Below are 16,009 nucleotides of genomic sequence, written 5' to 3' on the forward strand. Positions count from 1 at the left end.
CGGTTCGAACAGCCGGAGCAGACCGACGAACTACAACTTCTCCGTCAATTCCGGCACTATCTTGAACAGGTCGCCGACCAGGCCGACGTCGGCGACCTGGAAGATTGGCGCTTCCTCGTCCTTGTTGATCGCGACGATGACCTTGCTGTCCTTCATGCCGGCGAGGTGCTGGATGGCGCCGGAGATGCCGATGGCGATGTACAGCTCGGGAGCGACGATTTTGCCGGTCTGGCCGACCTGATAGTCATTGGGCGCATAGCCCGCATCGACCGCAGCGCGGCTCGCGCCGACCGCCGCGCCGAGCTTGTCGGCGAGCGGGTCGATCAACTGGTGGAAAGTCTCGTTCGAGCCCAGCGCGCGCCCCCCGGAGACGATGATCTTGGCGCTGGTCAGTTCGGGCCGCTCGCTTTCGCTGGCTTCCATGGAGACGAAGGACGAGCGGTCGTTGGATTCACCCGCCTCGACCTGCTCGATCGAAGCCGAGCCGCCGCCGCGCTGCGCCTTTTCGAAAGCGGTGCCGCGGACGGTGATGACCTTCTTGGCATCCTTCGAGCGAACGGTGGCGATCGCATTGCCGGCGTAGATCGGCCGCTGGAACGTCTCCGGTCCCTCGACCGCAACGATGTCGCTGATCTGCATGACGTCCAGCATCGCGGCCACTCGCGGCGCGATGTTGCGGCCGGTGGTGGTCGAGCTGGCGAGCAGGATGTCATAGCTCTCCATCAGCCGTGCGAGCAATGGGGCGACCGACTCTGCCAGCTCATGGTCGAGCGCGGCGTCCCCGGCGATCAGCACCTTAGAGACGCCGGCAATGGTCTTCGCGTCTTCCGCGACGGATGGCGCACCGGAATCGGTAAGCAGCAGATTGACCTCGCCGCCGAGCTTCGCTGCCGCGCCGAGGGTGGCGAGGGTCGAGTCCTTGACCTTGCCGTTGTTATGTTCACCCAGAACCAGGATCTTCATCTTCGGTCCTCTTCAAAACCCGTGTGGGCTGAGCTTGTCGGATCGAAGAGACCCGAAGGGGCAAGCCCTGCCCTGCTCCTTGTGACTGAGCCGAAGAAGGACAGCCCTTCGACCGGCTCAGGGCAACAGTTAAGTCAGGCCACGACCCCCAGCGACTTCAGCTTGGCGACCAGTTCGTCAACCGACCCGACCTTGGCGCCAGCCTGGCGCTTGGACGGTTCAACGACCTTGAGCGTTTCGAGCCGCGGTGCGGTGTCCACCCCATAGTCGGAAGGCGTCTTGGTCGCGAGCGGCTTCGACTTGGCCTTCATGATGTTGGGCAGCGAGGCGTAGCGCGGCTCGTTCAGGCGGAGGTCGGTGGTGACGATCGCCGGGAGCTTCAGCGCCACCGTCTCGAGGCCGCCGTCGACTTCACGAGTGACATTGGCGGTGTCGCCGTTGACCTCGATCTTCGAGGCGAAGGTGCCCTGGCCCCAGCCGAGCAGCGCGCCGAGCATCTGCCCGACCTGGCTGCTGTCATCGTCGATCGCCTGCTTGCCGAGCAGGAACAGGCCGGGCTGCTCCTCTTGGGCAATCCTGGCGAGGATCTTGGCGACGGCCAGCGGCTCGACCTCGTCGTCGGTCTGGATCAGGATCGCGCGGTCGGCACCCATCGCCAGCGAGGTGCGCAGCGTTTCCTGCGCCTTGGCCGGGCCGATCGAGACGGCCACGATCTCCGTCGCCGCGCCCTTTTCCTTGAGGCGGATGGCTTCCTCGACGGCGATCTCGTCGAAGGGGTTCATGCTCATCTTGACATTGGCGAGATCGACGCCGGAGCCGTCCATCTTCACCCGCGGCTTGACGTTGTAATCGATCACTCGCTTGACCGCGACCAGGACCTTCATCTGCTGCTCTCTTCCTTCAAAGCGCTTCGAGACGGGCCTTCGACTTCGCTCAGTTTCTCCTCAGCGTAAGCGGATCCAGTAAACCCGCTCATGCTGAGGAGCCGGTGAGCTTGTCGAACCGGCGCGTCGAAGCACGTGAACCTCAAGCCGCCTTCTTCACCTCGGCGACGATCTTCTGCGCGGCATCTCCAAGATCGTTCGCCGCAACGATTGGCAGGCCGGAATTGGCCAGTATCTCCTTGCCCTGCTCGACGTTGGTCCCCTCCAGGCGAACCACCAGCGGCACGTCCAGATGCACTTCCTTCGCCGCGGCCACGATGCCTTCCGCGATCGTGTCGCAGCGCATGATCCCGCCGAAGATGTTGACCAGGATGCCCTTCACCGCCGGGTCGGACAGGATGAGCTTGAACGCGGCGGTGACCTTTTCCTTGTTGGCGCCGCCGCCGACGTCGAGGAAATTGGCCGGTTCGGCGCCGTTCAGCTTGATGATGTCCATCGTCGCCATGGCGAGGCCAGCGCCATTGACCATGCAGCCGATGTCGCCGTCGAGCTTGATGTAGGCGAGGTCGTGCTTGGACGCCTCGATCTCGTGCGCGTCCTCCTCGGTGAGGTCGCGCAGCTCGGCGAGGTCCTTGTGGCGGAACATGGCGTTGCCGTCGAAGCCGACCTTGGCGTCGAGGACCATCAGCTTGCCGTCGTCAGTGACCGCCAGCGGGTTGATCTCGATCTGCTCGGCGTCGGTGCCGAGGAAAGCGTCGTACAGCTTGGCGAGCACCTTTTGCGCCTGCTTGGCCAGATCGCCGGTCAGGCCGAGCGCCGCAGCGACCGCGCGCCCGTGGTGCGGCATCAGCCCGGTTGCGGGATCGATGGTGATCGTCTCGATCTTCTCCGGAGTGTCATGGGCCACCGTCTCGATGTCCATGCCACCTTCGGTGGAGGCGACCACCGCGATCCGGCCGGTGTCGCGGTCGACCAGCAGGGCGAGGTAATATTCCTTGGCGATGTCGACGCCGTCGGTGATGTAGAGGCGCTGCACTTCCTTGCCCTCGGCGCCGGTCTGGATGGTGACCAGCGTCTTGCCGAGCATCTCCTCGGCATGGGCACGGACTTCCTCCACCGACCTGGCGAGGCGCACGCCCCCCTTGGCGTCAGGGCCGAGTTCCTTGAACTTGCCCTTGCCGCGGCCGCCGGCGTGGATCTGGGCCTTGACCACCCACAATGGGCCCGGGAGCTGCTCGGCCGCCTTGACTGCCTCGTCCACCGTCATCGCGGCATGGCCAGCAGGCACCGGCACGCCGAACTTCGCAAGCAATTCCTTGGCCTGATATTCGTGGATGTTCATTCGTGATTCCCGCGAGCTGTTTGGGGCGCCTAAAGCAGAAACTCGCAACCGGTGCAAAGTGGTGCGGCACGCCCGGAACCGAAGATGGCCACAGGCCAATGTTCACAATGTTCACACTAACGGGGCGTTCCCGGCCCTTGCACCCCACTGCCAGATCAACCGACGCGCCTCTTGATCCGGTGTAGACTCGCCGCCGCCCTGTAGGACACAGAAAGTCACCGTGCCCGACTCCTCGCTGCCTGTTCGCAAGATCATCCACATCGACATGGATGCGTTTTTCGCCAGCGTCGAGCAGCGCGACAATCCCGAGCTGCGTGGGCGGCCGGTGGCGGTCGGCGGCGGACACCGCGGGGTCGTTGCGGCAGCCAGCTATGAGGCGCGGAAGTTCGGTGTTCGTTCGGCGTTGCCCTCGGTCACCGCAAAGCGGCGCTGCCCGGACCTGGTGTTCGTCAAGCCGCGGTTCGACGCCTACAAGCAGGTCAGCCAGCAGATCCGCGCGATCTTCGCAGAATTCACCGAGCTGATCGAGCCACTGTCGCTGGACGAGGCCTATCTGGACGTGACGGTCGACCGGCATCGGCTGGGATCGGCACGGGCAATCGGCGAGGAGATCCGGCGCCGGATCCGGTCCGAGACGCAGCTGACCGCATCGGCGGGGGTGAGCTACTGCAAGTTCGTCGCCAAGCTCGCGTCGGACCAGAACAAGCCGGACGGGCTGTGTGTCATTACCCCGGCGCAGGCCTCGGCCTTCATCGCCTCCCTGCCGGTCGCCCGCTTCCACGGCATTGGCCCGAAAACCGCCGAACGGCTGAACCAGCTGGGCATCCACACCGGCGCCGACCTGCAAGGCTTGTCCCGAGAGGAACTGGAGGGACGCTTCGGAAGCTCCGGCGAGTGGTATTGGCGAATTTGCCGGGGGATCGACGATCGGCCGGTCCGCGCCCATCGCACGGCCAAGTCGATCAGCGCGGAACGCACCTTCGATGAGGACCTGAGCGATCCCCACGCGCTGCTGACGGAGCTCGAACGGGTCGCGGGGCTGGCCTGGGCTCGGATCGAGCGCAGCAGCGCGACCGGCCGCACGGTAACGCTCAAGGTGAAATATGCCGACTTCCAGCTTTGTACCCGCTCCAGGAGCTTTGCCGAACCGATCGCGGACGCCCGTTCGTTCACGGCCGCGGGGCGCGAGCTGCTGACTGCGCTGCTTCCAACCGCCAAGGGTATCCGTTTGTTAGGGCTTGGTATTCACAACTTGATCGAGGTTGATAATCAGGCACCGAGGCAGCTGGCGCTGGCTATCTGATTGCGGTTGTGTTACATGCTGCACCGGAACTGCCGCCTTCTGCGGCCGTTGTATCGCAAGCAGTATTCTCGAACGAGGAAGAGCCAGAGGACCGCGGGTCTACTTGGGGGGCGCGGCGGATTCCGAGGGCTAAGACTCATACGCATAGGAAGGTGAACGGATGGCAGCGAAAGCCTTGAGCTTCGACGTTGGCGATTATGTTGTTTACCCCAAGCATGGCGTTGGCCGGGTTGTTGAACTGCAAAGCACCGAAATCGCTGGTGCCAGCCTCGACCTGTACGTCCTCCGCTTCGAAAAGGAGAAAATGACCCTCCGCGTGCCGGTCCTGAAGGCCGACTCGGTGGGGATGCGGAAGCTGTCGTCCGACAAGACGATGAAGGATGCGCTCGAGACCCTGAAGGGCAAGCCCAAGGTGAAGCGCACCATGTGGTCGCGCCGCGCGCAGGAATATGAAGCGAAGATCAACTCGGGCGACCTGACGTCGATCGCCGAGGTGACGCGCGACCTGTTCCGTGCCGACGATCAGCCCGAGCAGAGCTATTCGGAGCGGCAGATCTTCGAAGCCGCCTCGTCGCGCCTGGCGCGTGAGCTGGCGGCAATGGAGCAGGTCGACGAGCCGACCGCGCTGCAGAAGATCCTGGAAATCCTCAACAAGGCCGCGGCGATTCACAACAAGGCCAAGGAAGACGCCTGAGCGTCGCTCCCGTCGAGCCTGAGATCGGGGCGCTTCCGCAAGGAGGCGCCCTTTTCTTTTGCTTGCCCGCCTCGGTGCGCTGCTGTATTACGTAAGCAACACGCCGAGAGGAGAGTCATATGCGAGGCTTTTGGATTGGGACCACGGTGGCCCTGGCGCTTGCCGCCTGCGGCCAGGGCAAGGCCGAGGAGGCCGCCGAACCAGGCCCGGCGATCCAACGCAGCTTTCCGGTCGGCAGCTTCAGCAAGATCGAGGTCGCCGGCCCGTTCCATGTCGAGGTCACGACCGGCGGGCAGCCCGCCGTATCAGCCCGGGGTCCGTCGGAAGCCCTCGACAAAATGGTTGTCGAAGTCGTGGACGGAACCCTCAAGATTCACCCGCAAAGAAAGAAGGGGATGTTCCGCGGCTGGAACTGGGGCGACCACAAGGACACCGTGCAGGTCGCGGTCGCGGGCCCGATGCTGAGCCGCGCGACGATCGCAGGCTCGGGAGATATGGTCGTCAACCGGATTGCCGGTGAGCGATTTCAAGGCACCGTGGCTGGCTCCGGCAATCTCAACCTGCCCAATGTGGCGGTGCAGCAGCTTGGCCTCGAAATCGCGGGTTCGGGGAACGTGACAGCGCGGGGCCGGGCCGAACGCGTCGCGTACGAGATCGCCGGTTCGGGCGAAATCCGCGCAGGCGAGGTCCTGGCGGAGGAAGCGGCCGCCGAGATCGCCGGCTCCGGCAACATCGCCGCGCAGGCCACCCGCACCGCGAAAGTCGACATTGCCGGGTCCGGCAATGTACAAGTTTCCGGCGGCGCCAAGTGCAGCGTGTCCAAGGCAGGCTCCGGCAACGTGACCTGCTCTTGACCCGGCGTTAACCATCGGCGCGCAAGGGTGGCGGGATGATCAGGTCCGCTTTCCTCGCGCTTTCCGCTGGTATCGCCGCGGGCACTCCAGCGCTCGCCGCCGAGCGCAACTTCTCCGTCACAACGTTTGACCGAGTTCGGGTCGAGGGACCCTTTGCCGTGTCCCTTTCGACCGGTCGCGCGGTGTCGGCCAAGGCGAGCGGCTCGCCGCAGGCGCTCGACGGAGTCGCGGTCGAAGTGCAAGGGCGGACGCTGATCGTTCGCCCCAACCGTTCGTCATGGGGCGGCTATCCGGGCAAGCCGGCCGGTCCGGTCCGCATCGCTTTGTCGACCCACGATTTGGCCGCGGCGATCGTCAACGGCGCGGGCAGCCTGACCATCGACCGGGTCAAGGGTCTCGCGTTCGAGTCCATGGTCCAGGGTTCGGGATCGGTGGCGATCGGCGATGTCGCGGTCGACCGGCTGAGCGCGGGCCTGGACGGCTCGGGATCGATGCAAGCCGCGGGCAAGGCACTCAAGGTCACCGCGATGGTTCGCGGCAGCAGCAGCTTCGACGGGTCCGGGCTGTCAGCCAAGGACGCCACGGTGGGCGCCGAGGGCCCCGCGACCGTGCAGCTGACCGTCACCAATACGGCCCAGGTCACCGCCGCCGGCTTGGCGACCGTCACCCTTGCCGGGCGTCCGGCCTGCACCGCGAAGGCAAGCGGCTCCGCGTCCGTGTCCGGCTGCCGTTAAAGCAGCGCGAGGGACGTCAGCTTGCCGTACAGGCGTGGCGGCAGCAGGCCGATGCCGGTCTCGTCACTGTCGCCTGGTTTCGGCGCGTCGTCCGCTTCGAGATAGCGCCACCCCTGATGCGCGCGCTTGGCGCGAGGGGCGATCGCCTGCAGGCTTGCTGAGCAGACGATATCCAGCCGCCCGTCGGTCCGGTCTTCGAAGCGCAGGATTGTCTGGCAAGCGATGATCCGGTGCTTGACGATCCAGTAGAGGGAGCCGCCGATGAGCTCCTCCATCCGTTTCGGCCGCATCCGAGTGACCACCCTAACCTCTCCGTTCTCGGACCGGCCAGCGATGCGCTTGTCGAGCGCCTCGGAAGTTCGGCAACCGACCGCGACTTTTGTGAGGTGCAGGTGAGACACCCGGCCGAGATAGCCCCGGGCTCAGCGGAATCAACGGGTTGCCGCCATCACGGCGTACTCAGCCGGTCACTCCTGCCGCGGTCGCCAGACCCAGGAAGATCAGAAAGCCCATCGAATCCGTGACCATCGTCACGAACACGCTGCTCGCCACCGCCGGGTCGGCGCGGAGCCGCTCCAGGGTGAGCGGCACAAGCACTCCGACCAGGCCGGCGATGATGATGTTGAACAAGGTCGCCGCCGCGATTACCGCGCCGAGGCTGTTGTTGGACAGCACCACCGCGACCCCGACGCCGACCAGCACCGCCACCGTGAAGCCGTTGAGCAAGGCGACCCGGAACTCGCGTCCGACCGCCCGCCAGCGGTTGGAGCCGGTCAACTGGTTCGTCGCCAGCGCGCGCACGGTGACCGCCAGCGTCTGGGTGCCGGCATTGCCGCCAACCCCGGCGACGATCGGCATCAGCACCGCGAGGATGGCGAACCGTTCGATGCTGCTCTCGAACTGGCGGATGACGGTCGCGGCGACCAGCGCGGTCAGCAGGTTGGCGATCAGCCAGCGGACGCGCGCCTTGTAGCTGTCGCGCACCGGTTCGTTGATGTCGCCCTCGCCCGCGCCGGACAGCAGCAGGACGTCCTCACTGGCTTCTTCCTGGATGATGTGGACCACGTCGTCCACCGTGATCATGCCGACCAGCCGGCCGCTGCCGTCGACCACAGCGGCGGACACCAGCGCATATTTCTGGAAGCGCAGCGCGACGTCCTCCTGGTCCATATCGACCGGGATCAGCGTCTGCTCCTCGACCATGATCTCGCCGACCCTGGCCGAGCGCTGGGAGCGAAGGACAGAGGACAATTTGCAGGTGCCGACCGGATGGTGGTCGGGCGAAACCACGAACACCTCCCAGAAGTCGTTGGCGAGTTCGGCGTCCGAGCGGAGGTAGTCGATCACCTGGCCGACGGTCCAATGCTCTGGCACCGCGATCAGGTCGCGCTGCATCAACCGGCCGGCGGATTCCTCGGGATAGGTGAGCGCTTCTTCGATCGCCGCGCGATCGTCGGGCTCCATCGCCCGGAGCACGGCACGCTGCTCATGCTCCTCCAGGTCCTCGATCAGCGCGACCGCGTCATCGGTGTCGAGCTGGCCGGCGAGGTCGGCGACCTGCTGCGGCTCCATCTCGTCGATCAGCGCCTCGCGGACGTGCTCGTTCATTTCCGCCAGCACATCGGCGTCCACCAGGTCGGACAAGGCCGCGACCAGGCCTTCACGCTCGTCGGAACGGGCGAGCTCGATCAGGTCGGCGACGTCGGCGGGATGGAGCGGCTCGACCAGCCGGTGCGCGGTGTCGACATCGCCAGCCTCGACGGCGTCGAGCACTTCGGCCACGAACGCCGGCCGGAGCCGGTCCTCGGCGTCCATGACGCTCTTGTCGGGATCGGATGGTGGCGGAGCGGCGAGCGCAGCCTCTGGCACAGGCGCGGCGGTGGCGATCTTCTCGCTTTCGCTCATGCCCATAATCCCCTTGCCGACCCCGTGGCGCCCCTGTGTCATGGAGGGGCCCGTTTGTCACCTTCCGCTCGCAGGGCGAGGCCGAAGCGGCGTCTCCAAGGATTGCAGTGCTTCGAGACGGGCCTTCGCCAAACGCAGTCCCTCCTCAGCATGAGCGGCGAGTTGCGTGTTGGCCCGGAACGCCTACATGGCCGCCAACCCAAACAAGGAGACCACCCCATGGCCGACGCGCCGCAGACGCTGACCCTTACCCTGTCCACCGGCGGTGACGTCGTGATCCGGCTTCGTCCCGACCTCGCGCCTGGCCATGTCGAGCGGATCGCTTCGCTTGCGAACAATGGCTTCTACGACGGCGTGGTGTTCCACCGCGTGATCCCCGGCTTCATGGCGCAGGGCGGCGACCCCACCGGCACCGGCATGGGCGGGTCACAGCAGCCCGACCTCAAGGCCGAGTTCAACGCCGAGCCGCACGTTCGCGGCACCTGCTCGATGGCTCGGGCCGGCAATCCGAACAGCGCCAACAGCCAGTTCTTCATCTGCTTCGACGACGCCCGCTTCCTCGACAAGCAATATACCGTCTGGGGCCAGGTCGAGAGCGGCATGGAGCATGTCGACGCGCTGCCCAAGGGCGAGCCGCCGCGTGAACCGGGCAAGATCGTGAAGGCGACTGTAGCCTGAAACTGCACCAGCCCGCTGGTCCCGAGGGAAGTCGAGGGGCGCTTGCTCGCGACCTCAACGCCGCTCGACTACGCTGCGCTGCGCTCGGGACGAGCGAGTGTCGAAGGAGTAGGTGAGTGACCCGACCCGTTGCCCTCGTCACCGGCGCCTCGGCCGGCCTCGGAGTCGATTTTGCGCGGCAGCTGAGTGCCGACGGCGCCCGGCTGGTGCTGGTCGCCCGGCGCAAGGACCGGCTGGATGCCCTTGCGGCGGAGCTTGGCGGCGCGCGTGCGGTGGAGCTGGACCTGTCGGTTCCGGAGGCCGCGCGGCGGCTGATGGCCGATCTCCAGGCGCACGGCGAGCATGTCGACCTGCTGGTCAACAATGCCGGCTTCGGCCTTGCTGGGCAATTTGCGGACCAGGAGCCGGCGCGGCTGCGGCAGATGATCGATCTCAATTGCGGGGTGCTGACGGACCTGGCCCGCGCGGTCGTTCCCGGGATGATCGAACGGCGGCGGGGCGGGATCCTCAACGTCGCCTCGACCGCGGCCTTCCAGCCGGGCCCCGGAATGGCCGCCTACTTCGCCACCAAGTCCTATGTGCTGAGTCTGTCGGAAGCCCTGCATGAAGAGTTGAAGCCGCACGGCGTTCGCGTCACTTGCCTGTGCCCTGGGCCGACGCGGACCGAATTCGGCGAGGTCGCCGGCTGGGGCGGGCGGTTCAACAAAGCGATGGAGCGGATCGCGATGGACTCGGCACCGGTCGTCGCGGCCGGGCTGAACGGGCTTCAGAAAAACCAGGCGATCGTGGTGACCGGCGGGCTGAACAAGGCCGGCGCCGTGGCCACGCGCTTCCTGCCGCGGGCGCTGGTGCGCAGGATCGCCGGCTCGCTCAAGATGTAGCGCCCCTTTTTTCGTTTCGCTGCTGTCCCACATTGAACCCGAAGCGCCGCGCCGGGTTGGGAAGCGGGAGGGAAGAGGAAATCGAATGGCCGACGTCGACACTGCCGTGACTGATACGCGGCGGCTGCAAGTTGCGAACCTGCCGCCGGCGGACAGCGGCCGGGGCATTGCCCGGATTCCGCGCAAGGTGATGGAAGCGCTGGCCCTCGCGGACGGCGACGTGGTCGAGATCGCCGGCAAGCGCAGCACTCCCGCGCGCGCGCTTCGCCCCTACGGCGACGACGAGGGATTGGACATCATCCGCCTCGACGGGCTGCAGCGGGCCAATGCCGGGGTGGGCTCAGGCGACTTCGTCGATATCCGCAAGGCCGCCTCCAAGCTGGCGAGCAGGGTCGTGTTCGCGCCGGCGCAGAACAACGTTCGGCTACAGGGCTCGGCCGACGCACTGAAGCGGAGCTTCGCCGGGCGCCCGCTGACCGCTGGCGATACGGTCGCCACGGCGGGACACCAGCGGGTCAACGCCGACATGCCCGAACATGTCCGCCAGATCCTCAACGCGCCGGCCTTTGCCTTGCAGGAGGTCCGGCTGGCCGTGGTGTCGACGACACCAAAGGGCATCGTCCACATCGATGCGACCACCCAGGTCGAGCTGCTGCCGGAGTTCACCGAGCAGCATGGGGAGCGACGAGCGGACGTCACCTACGACGACCTCGGCGGCATGCGCGACACGATTGATGCGCTGCGCGAGATGGTCGAGCTTCCGCTGCGCCACCCGGAACTGTTCCAGCGGCTCGGCGTCGACCCGCCCAAGGGCGTGCTGCTCCACGGTCCGCCCGGCACCGGCAAGACCCGGCTGGCGCGCGCGGTGGCCAACGAGAGCGACGCGCAATTCTTCCATATCGCGGGCCCCGAGATCATGGGCTCCGCCTATGGCGAGTCCGAGAAGAAGCTGCGCGACCTGTTCGCGGAAGCCTCGGCAGCAAGTCCGTCTATAATCTTCATCGACGAGATCGATTCCATCGCGCCGAAACGCGGCCAGGTCAGCGGCGAAGCGGAGAAGCGGCTGGTCGCGCAGCTGCTCACGCTGATGGACGGGCTGGAGCCGCGCCAGAACCTGGTGGTGATCGCGGCCACCAATCGTCCGGAGGCGATCGACGAGGCGCTGCGCCGGCCCGGCCGGTTCGACCGCGAGATCGTCGTCGGCGTGCCCGACGAGAACGGCCGCCGCGAGATCCTCGGCATCCATACCCGGGGCATGCCGCTGGACGGCGGGATGGACCTGGATGCCCTCGCCCGCCGCACCTACGGCTTCGTCGGTGCCGACCTCGCCGCGCTGACCCGCGAGGCCGCGCTGGAGACGGTCCGGCGGATCATGCCGGAGTTAAACCTGGAGGACGGGACCATTCCCAACGAGGTGCTCGACAAATTGTCGGTCCTCGCTTCGGACTTCGACAATGCGCTGAAACGCGTCCAGCCGTCGGCCATGCGCGAGGTCATGGTGCAGGTCCCCAACATCGGCTGGGACGATGTCGGCGGCCTCGACCAGGCTGCGACGAAGCTGCGCGAGGGCGTGGAGCTGCCGCTCAAGCACCCGGAGGCGTTCAAGCGGCTCGGCATCCGCCCGGCCAAGGGTTTCCTGCTCTATGGTCCGCCGGGCACTGGCAAGACCCTGCTCGCCAAGGCCACGGCGCGCGAGAGCCAGGCCAACTTCATCGCCACCAAATCATCCGACCTGCTGAGTAAATGGTATGGCGAAAGCGAGCAGCAGATCGCCCGCCTGTTCGCCCGTGCCCGGCAGGTCGCGCCGACCGTCATCTTCATCGACGAATTGGACAGCCTGGTCCCGGCGCGCGGCGGCGGGATGGGCGAACCGCAGGTCACCGAACGCGTGGTCAATACCATCCTGGCCGAGATGGACGGACTGGAGGAGCTGCAGGGCCTGGTGATGATCGGCGCCACCAACCGCCCGAACCTGATCGACCCGGCGCTGCTTCGCCCCGGCCGGTTCGATGAACTGGTTTATGTCGGGCCGCCCGATACGGCCGGCCGCCGCCGAATCCTCGCGATTCACACGGAGGGCATGCCGCTCGCCCCCGATGTCGATCTGGAAGCGCTGGCGCAGCGCACCGACCGGTTCACCGGCGCCGATCTCGAGGATCTGACCCGGCGTGCCGGCCTCACCGCACTGCGTCGCGGGCTTGACTCCGCTTTGGTGACGATGGCCGATTTCGACGCCGCGCTGACTGAAACGCGCGCGTCCGTCACGCCGGAGATGCTGGAGGAATATGCTCGCATCCAGGACACGCTGAAGAGCAATGCGGTCCGCCCCGATGGCGGGATCGGCTTTGTCACTCCCGGCATGCTGCGGTCGCGCTCGTCCGCCAAGCAGGCCTAGGGGCTGCTTTCCGCTAAGCGCGCAGCCGGGAGCGGCCCCACAGGAACAGAGCGGCGAGGATCACCGCGCCAACCGCGAACGGCAGGTGGCGATCGGCGGCGTAAAGCGCCATCCCGATCGCCGGCGCAGCGATGAAGCTGATCCCGTTGGCCGACGTGATCACTCCGGCCACTGCGCCCTGCTCGGCTAGCGGCACTGCCAGGCTGGCACCCGCAGTAAAGCCCGGACGAGTCAGGCCGAAGCCGGTCGAGGCGATGCCGAAACCGAGCACAAGGTCGTAAAGGTCGGTCGCGAACATGGTGACGAGCAACCCGGCGGCCGCGATCGGCGCCCCCCACAGGATCAGCGATCGCGGGGACAGCGCCAGGCGGGGGATGAGCCCCCACTGGGCTGCGAGCGTCGCTCCCGCGCCCGCCATCATGACGATGGCGATCGGCCCTTCGGCTCCGTTCGGCTGGAGGTTCAGCCGGTCGATGACGAAGAAGCCGATGCAGGTGAGGATCGCAGCCTGGGCGTGGCCGGCCGCCACTCCCGCGGCAATCCACGGGCGCACGCGCGGGTCGCGCCAGCTGAGGCGCTTCATCCGTTTGGGCGCGGTGGCCGCGGTCACGCTCGCGCCGGTGATCATCGAGGCGAGGCTGGGATAGCTCATCGCGGCGCCTCGGCCGTCACGGGGACCGGAGGCATCATTGGGAAGCCACAGCAGGATGGCCGTGAACACGCCGATGGCGATGAGCGCGAAGGCGAACAGGGGACCGGGCAGCCCAATGAACGGAAGCACGAACAAGGGCGCAAGCGCCGGACCGACGATCGTGCCCAGCCCGAACGAGGAGGACAGCGCCGACAGCGCGCTCGTCCGGGCCGAGCGCCGGGTGCGGCTGGCGAGATAGGCCTGCGTCGCGCTGGGCGTCGCGCAGCCCAGGCCGCCGTAGATGGCGCGGAACACCCCGAACAGCACGAACGTCAGCACGCCCCCGATCCAGCCGTTGAGGCCGGCGGCTAGGGCCAGACCGCACAGCGCCATCGAGACGATGAACCCGGCAAGACCGAGCAGGGTCAGCGCCTTGCGTCCATGATGGTCGCTCTTCTCGGCCCAGAACGGCGCCAGCCACACCCACAGGACAGCCGACCAGGTATAGGCAATGGCGACCCAGAAGTCGGCGATCCCGATCTCCCGGCCAATCGCCGGCATGACAGACTGCAGCGCGGTGTTCCCCGCCGCCGCGACCAGCATGGCGGAAAACAGCAGCAGAAACTGCGTGTTGGTCAGCGCACTGCCGCCGACCTTCTGCCGAACCCGTCCGTTTCGCATGACCCGGCTGTAACGGCGACTGGCCGTGCGGCAAAGCCCGCCAGCGGAACTTGCCAAGGCGACAAGCATTTGCCAACGACTGCCGCCATTCCTTCCGCTTGACCGGAGCCTTCATGCAAGTTTCGTCCGCCCGCGCGCTCAAGGGCCCCCGCCGTTTTGCCCGCACCGCGCGGAACACCAGCAATCCGCGGCTGCAATTCCTTCGCGGCTTCCTGAAGAACCCGGTGATGGTTGGCTCGGTGATCCCTTCCTCGTCCAAGCTCATCAACAAGATGCTTGCGCCTGTCGATTGGGAGAACACGAAGCTGTTCGTTGAATATGGGCCGGGTGTCGGGACGTTCACCCGTCCGATCCTGGAGCGAATGAAGCCCGACGCGGTGCTCCTGACCATCGACACGAATGCGGAGTTCACCGACTATCTGCGCCAGGACATCGACGATCCGCGGCTGATGCCGGTCACCGGATCCGCGGCCGACGTGGAGAAGATCCTTGCCGACCGCGGCTTCGAGCATGCGGATTACGTTCTGTCGGGCCTGCCCTTCTCGACCCTTCCGCCAGGTGTCGGCGACGCGATCGGGGCTGCGACGGCGCGGGTGATCCGCCCGGGCGGAGCGTTCCTGGTTTATCAGTTCAGCCCCAAGGTCCGCGACTTCATCGCTCCGGTGTTCGAACGGATCGAACGTGGATTCGAATGGGTCAACGTTCCCCCGGCGACGCTGTTCTGGGCTTACCGCGAGCCGCGCGACTGAGGCTTACTTCTCAGCGCCGAAGTTCAGCCGGCGAGTGACCGTATAGTCCATGCTGGTCACCAGAAAGTGCGACAGGGTCCACTTCAGCCGGCGCAGGACATTGGCCCGCCGCTTGTGCAGTTCGGGCGTGATCCGCAAGCTGCCTTGCAGTTCGCCTTCGAAGTAGCGGCGCATCCGCGCGGCAAAGGCCGCATCCTCGATCCGCAGCATGTTCTCGAGGTTGAGGTACAGGCTGCGGAAGTCGAAATTGGACGAGCCGATGTGCACCACGTCATCGACGATGACGAGCTTGGTGTGCAGCTTCTCCGCCTGATACTCGTACATCTCGACACCGTTGCGAAGCAGCCTGGCGTAGGTGTGTCGGGCCGCCGCGATGGTGGCATTGTTGTCGGATCGTGCCGCCGTGATGATCCGCACCCGCCCGCGCCGCCCGAGGCGGGCAAGCCTGCGGAGCATGGCAAAGGGCGGGGAAAAATAGGCCGCGATCATGTCCACCTGCTCCCCGCAGATGATCTCCTTGGCGAGTTTCGACGGCCACGGATTGCGCACACGCATCGGCCCGGCATAGCGCCACTGCAGCGCACCGCGATGCTGGCTATGGCGGTGGATGATCCGGCGCAGGTCGCGAATCCGCGCGCCCTTGGTCGTGGTCCACCCGAAAATGGCATCATAGTAACGCGTGAGCGGCTTCACCGCCGCCCCTTCCAGCCGAAGCCACAGGTCCCGCCAGCGGCTATCGCTGTGGGCGCTGAAGTAATCGTCCGCGATGTTGGCTCCACCGACGATCGCCACACGGTCGTCGGCAATCGCCATCTTCTGGTGGTTGCGCAGCAGGTAGCGGCGGCCGTAGCTCGGGTGAAACAGGCAGAAGGCTCCGCCCGCATTCGTCAGGGGCGCGAAGAAGTTGGCGATGCCGTTGGAGCAGCCGAACCCGTCGATCACCAGCTTCACATCGACCCCGCGCCCCACCGCGCGAACCAGGGCGTCGCGAACGGCTTCGCCCGAGGCGTCGCCCGCGAACATGTAGAACAGCAGGCGGACGCTGCTGCGGGCAGCATCGATCAGCGCAAGCAGCGCCTTCAGCCGCTCCGGCCCATCGTCCAGGATCAGCAGGCGCGTCCCCGCGATCTCCGCGGCGATCGGCTGCGAGCGGGTTGAAGCCAGGGCATCGACACGGGCGGCCATACCGGTCTCTTGCCCCCCGACCCGCATCGGCGCAAGCGCGGGCGGGTGCGACCAGGCAGAGGGGAAGCGGCTGATTTCCTTGACGGCGGCGCCCTCCCGCATTAGGTGCGCGATCATCCAATAGCTTCAC

General features: G+C 66.4%; 15 protein-coding genes. 8 read left to right on the forward strand and 7 right to left on the reverse strand.

Going from position 1 to position 16,009, the window contains the following annotated elements; all coding sequences use genetic code 11:
* Window positions 1-30 precede the first annotated feature (30 nt).
* The 3 genes from ACFQPG_RS01895 to sucC all read right to left on the reverse strand — a co-directional run bounded on the left by ACFQPG_RS01895 (window position 31) and on the right by sucC (window position 3,189).
* Entirely contained in the window at window positions 31-963 is a 933-nt protein-coding gene (locus ACFQPG_RS01895) for an electron transfer flavoprotein subunit alpha/FixB family protein (RefSeq protein ID WP_380809814.1), read from the reverse strand.
* Window positions 964-1,097: 134 nt separating this feature from the next.
* The gene (locus ACFQPG_RS01900; RefSeq protein ID WP_380809815.1) at window positions 1,098-1,847 is read right to left on the reverse strand and encodes an electron transfer flavoprotein subunit beta/FixA family protein; all 750 of its coding nucleotides are present in this window, start codon (window positions 1,845-1,847) and stop codon (window positions 1,098-1,100) included.
* A gap of 142 nt (window positions 1,848-1,989) precedes the next feature.
* The gene (gene sucC, locus ACFQPG_RS01905; RefSeq protein WP_380809817.1) at window positions 1,990-3,189 is read right to left on the reverse strand and encodes an ADP-forming succinate--CoA ligase subunit beta; all 1,200 of its coding nucleotides are present in this window, start codon (window positions 3,187-3,189) and stop codon (window positions 1,990-1,992) included.
* A 220-nt stretch (window positions 3,190-3,409) separates the two neighbouring features.
* On the opposite strand from sucC, the gene dinB reads away from it, so the two are divergent.
* The 4 genes from dinB to ACFQPG_RS01925 all read left to right on the forward strand — a co-directional run bounded on the left by dinB (window position 3,410) and on the right by ACFQPG_RS01925 (window position 6,774).
* Window positions 3,410-4,492 carry a DNA polymerase IV gene (gene dinB, locus ACFQPG_RS01910; protein WP_380809819.1) on the forward strand — a complete coding sequence of 361 codons (1,083 nt, stop codon included), beginning with the start codon at window positions 3,410-3,412 and terminating at the stop codon, window positions 4,490-4,492.
* A 160-nt stretch (window positions 4,493-4,652) separates the two neighbouring features.
* Complete coding sequence (locus ACFQPG_RS01915) at window positions 4,653-5,186, forward strand: CarD family transcriptional regulator (RefSeq protein WP_380809821.1); 534 nt, start codon at window positions 4,653-4,655, stop codon at window positions 5,184-5,186.
* Between the two features lie 119 nt (window positions 5,187-5,305).
* A complete protein-coding gene (locus ACFQPG_RS01920) occupies window positions 5,306-6,040 on the forward strand; it encodes a head GIN domain-containing protein (protein WP_380809823.1) in 735 nt (244 codons plus the stop codon).
* Window positions 6,041-6,075: 35 nt separating this feature from the next.
* Complete coding sequence (locus ACFQPG_RS01925; RefSeq protein WP_380809825.1) at window positions 6,076-6,774, forward strand: GIN domain-containing protein; 699 nt, start codon at window positions 6,076-6,078, stop codon at window positions 6,772-6,774.
* On the opposite strand, the gene ACFQPG_RS01930 is transcribed toward ACFQPG_RS01925, so the two are convergent.
* Complete coding sequence (locus ACFQPG_RS01930; protein WP_380809827.1) at window positions 6,771-7,175, reverse strand: DUF1489 family protein; 405 nt, start codon at window positions 7,173-7,175, stop codon at window positions 6,771-6,773. The two genes, ACFQPG_RS01925 and ACFQPG_RS01930, sit on opposite strands and share 4 nt — an antisense overlap.
* Before the next feature lie 58 nt (window positions 7,176-7,233).
* Complete coding sequence (gene mgtE, locus ACFQPG_RS01935; RefSeq protein ID WP_380809829.1) at window positions 7,234-8,679, reverse strand: magnesium transporter; 1,446 nt, start codon at window positions 8,677-8,679, stop codon at window positions 7,234-7,236.
* Window positions 8,680-8,898: 219 nt separating this feature from the next.
* On the opposite strand from mgtE, the gene ACFQPG_RS01940 reads away from it, so the two are divergent.
* The 3 genes from ACFQPG_RS01940 to ACFQPG_RS01950 all read left to right on the forward strand — a co-directional run bounded on the left by ACFQPG_RS01940 (window position 8,899) and on the right by ACFQPG_RS01950 (window position 12,633).
* Complete coding sequence (locus ACFQPG_RS01940) at window positions 8,899-9,357, forward strand: peptidylprolyl isomerase (RefSeq protein WP_380809830.1); 459 nt, start codon at window positions 8,899-8,901, stop codon at window positions 9,355-9,357.
* Window positions 9,358-9,473: 116 nt separating this feature from the next.
* The gene (locus ACFQPG_RS01945; RefSeq protein WP_380809832.1) at window positions 9,474-10,238 is read left to right on the forward strand and encodes an SDR family NAD(P)-dependent oxidoreductase; all 765 of its coding nucleotides are present in this window, start codon (window positions 9,474-9,476) and stop codon (window positions 10,236-10,238) included.
* A gap of 85 nt (window positions 10,239-10,323) precedes the next feature.
* Window positions 10,324-12,633: a CDC48 family AAA ATPase gene (locus ACFQPG_RS01950; protein ID WP_380809834.1), complete on the forward strand. Its 2,310-nt coding sequence runs from the start codon at window positions 10,324-10,326 to the stop codon at window positions 12,631-12,633.
* Between the two features lie 13 nt (window positions 12,634-12,646).
* On the opposite strand, the gene ACFQPG_RS01955 is transcribed toward ACFQPG_RS01950, so the two are convergent.
* Entirely contained in the window at window positions 12,647-13,945 is a 1,299-nt protein-coding gene (locus ACFQPG_RS01955; RefSeq protein WP_380809836.1) for an MFS transporter, read from the reverse strand.
* 113 nt (window positions 13,946-14,058) lie between these two features.
* Here ACFQPG_RS01955 and ACFQPG_RS01960 point away from each other — a divergent pair, with 113 nt between their 5' ends.
* The gene (locus ACFQPG_RS01960; RefSeq protein ID WP_380809838.1) at window positions 14,059-14,694 is read left to right on the forward strand and encodes a class I SAM-dependent methyltransferase; all 636 of its coding nucleotides are present in this window, start codon (window positions 14,059-14,061) and stop codon (window positions 14,692-14,694) included.
* 3 nt (window positions 14,695-14,697) lie between these two features.
* Here the strand turns inward: ACFQPG_RS01960 and ACFQPG_RS01965 are convergent, their stop codons facing one another.
* Window positions 14,698-15,996, reverse strand: a complete 1,299-nt coding sequence (locus ACFQPG_RS01965; protein WP_380809839.1) for a phosphatidylserine/phosphatidylglycerophosphate/cardiolipin synthase family protein — start codon at window positions 15,994-15,996, stop codon at window positions 14,698-14,700.
* Window positions 15,997-16,009 lie beyond the last annotated feature (13 nt).

This window comes from Sphingomonas sp. GCM10030256 (assembly GCF_042666415.1).
Classification (GTDB): Bacteria; Pseudomonadota; Alphaproteobacteria; order Sphingomonadales; family Sphingomonadaceae; genus Sphingomicrobium.

Coding starts and splice junctions, on each gene's coding strand:
- ACFQPG_RS01895 (WP_380809814.1), bottom strand. CDS start 963: ATGAAGATCCTGGTTCTGGGTGAACATAACAACGGCAAGGTCAAGGAC.
- ACFQPG_RS01900 (WP_380809815.1), bottom strand. CDS start 1,847: ATGAAGGTCCTGGTCGCGGTCAAGCGAGTGATCGATTACAACGTCAAG.
- sucC (WP_380809817.1), bottom strand. CDS start 3,189: ATGAACATCCACGAATATCAGGCCAAGGAATTGCTTGCGAAGTTCGGC.
- ACFQPG_RS01915 (WP_380809821.1), top strand. CDS start 4,653: ATGGCAGCGAAAGCCTTGAGCTTCGACGTTGGCGATTATGTTGTTTAC.
- ACFQPG_RS01920 (WP_380809823.1), top strand. CDS start 5,306: ATGCGAGGCTTTTGGATTGGGACCACGGTGGCCCTGGCGCTTGCCGCC.
- ACFQPG_RS01925 (WP_380809825.1), top strand. CDS start 6,076: ATGATCAGGTCCGCTTTCCTCGCGCTTTCCGCTGGTATCGCCGCGGGC.
- mgtE (WP_380809829.1), bottom strand. CDS start 8,679: ATGAGCGAAAGCGAGAAGATCGCCACCGCCGCGCCTGTGCCAGAGGCT.
- ACFQPG_RS01940 (WP_380809830.1), top strand. CDS start 8,899: ATGGCCGACGCGCCGCAGACGCTGACCCTTACCCTGTCCACCGGCGGT.
- ACFQPG_RS01950 (WP_380809834.1), top strand. CDS start 10,324: ATGGCCGACGTCGACACTGCCGTGACTGATACGCGGCGGCTGCAAGTT.
- ACFQPG_RS01955 (WP_380809836.1), bottom strand. CDS start 13,945: ATGCGAAACGGACGGGTTCGGCAGAAGGTCGGCGGCAGTGCGCTGACC.
- ACFQPG_RS01960 (WP_380809838.1), top strand. CDS start 14,059: ATGCAAGTTTCGTCCGCCCGCGCGCTCAAGGGCCCCCGCCGTTTTGCC.
- ACFQPG_RS01965 (WP_380809839.1), bottom strand. CDS start 15,996: ATGATCGCGCACCTAATGCGGGAGGGCGCCGCCGTCAAGGAAATCAGC.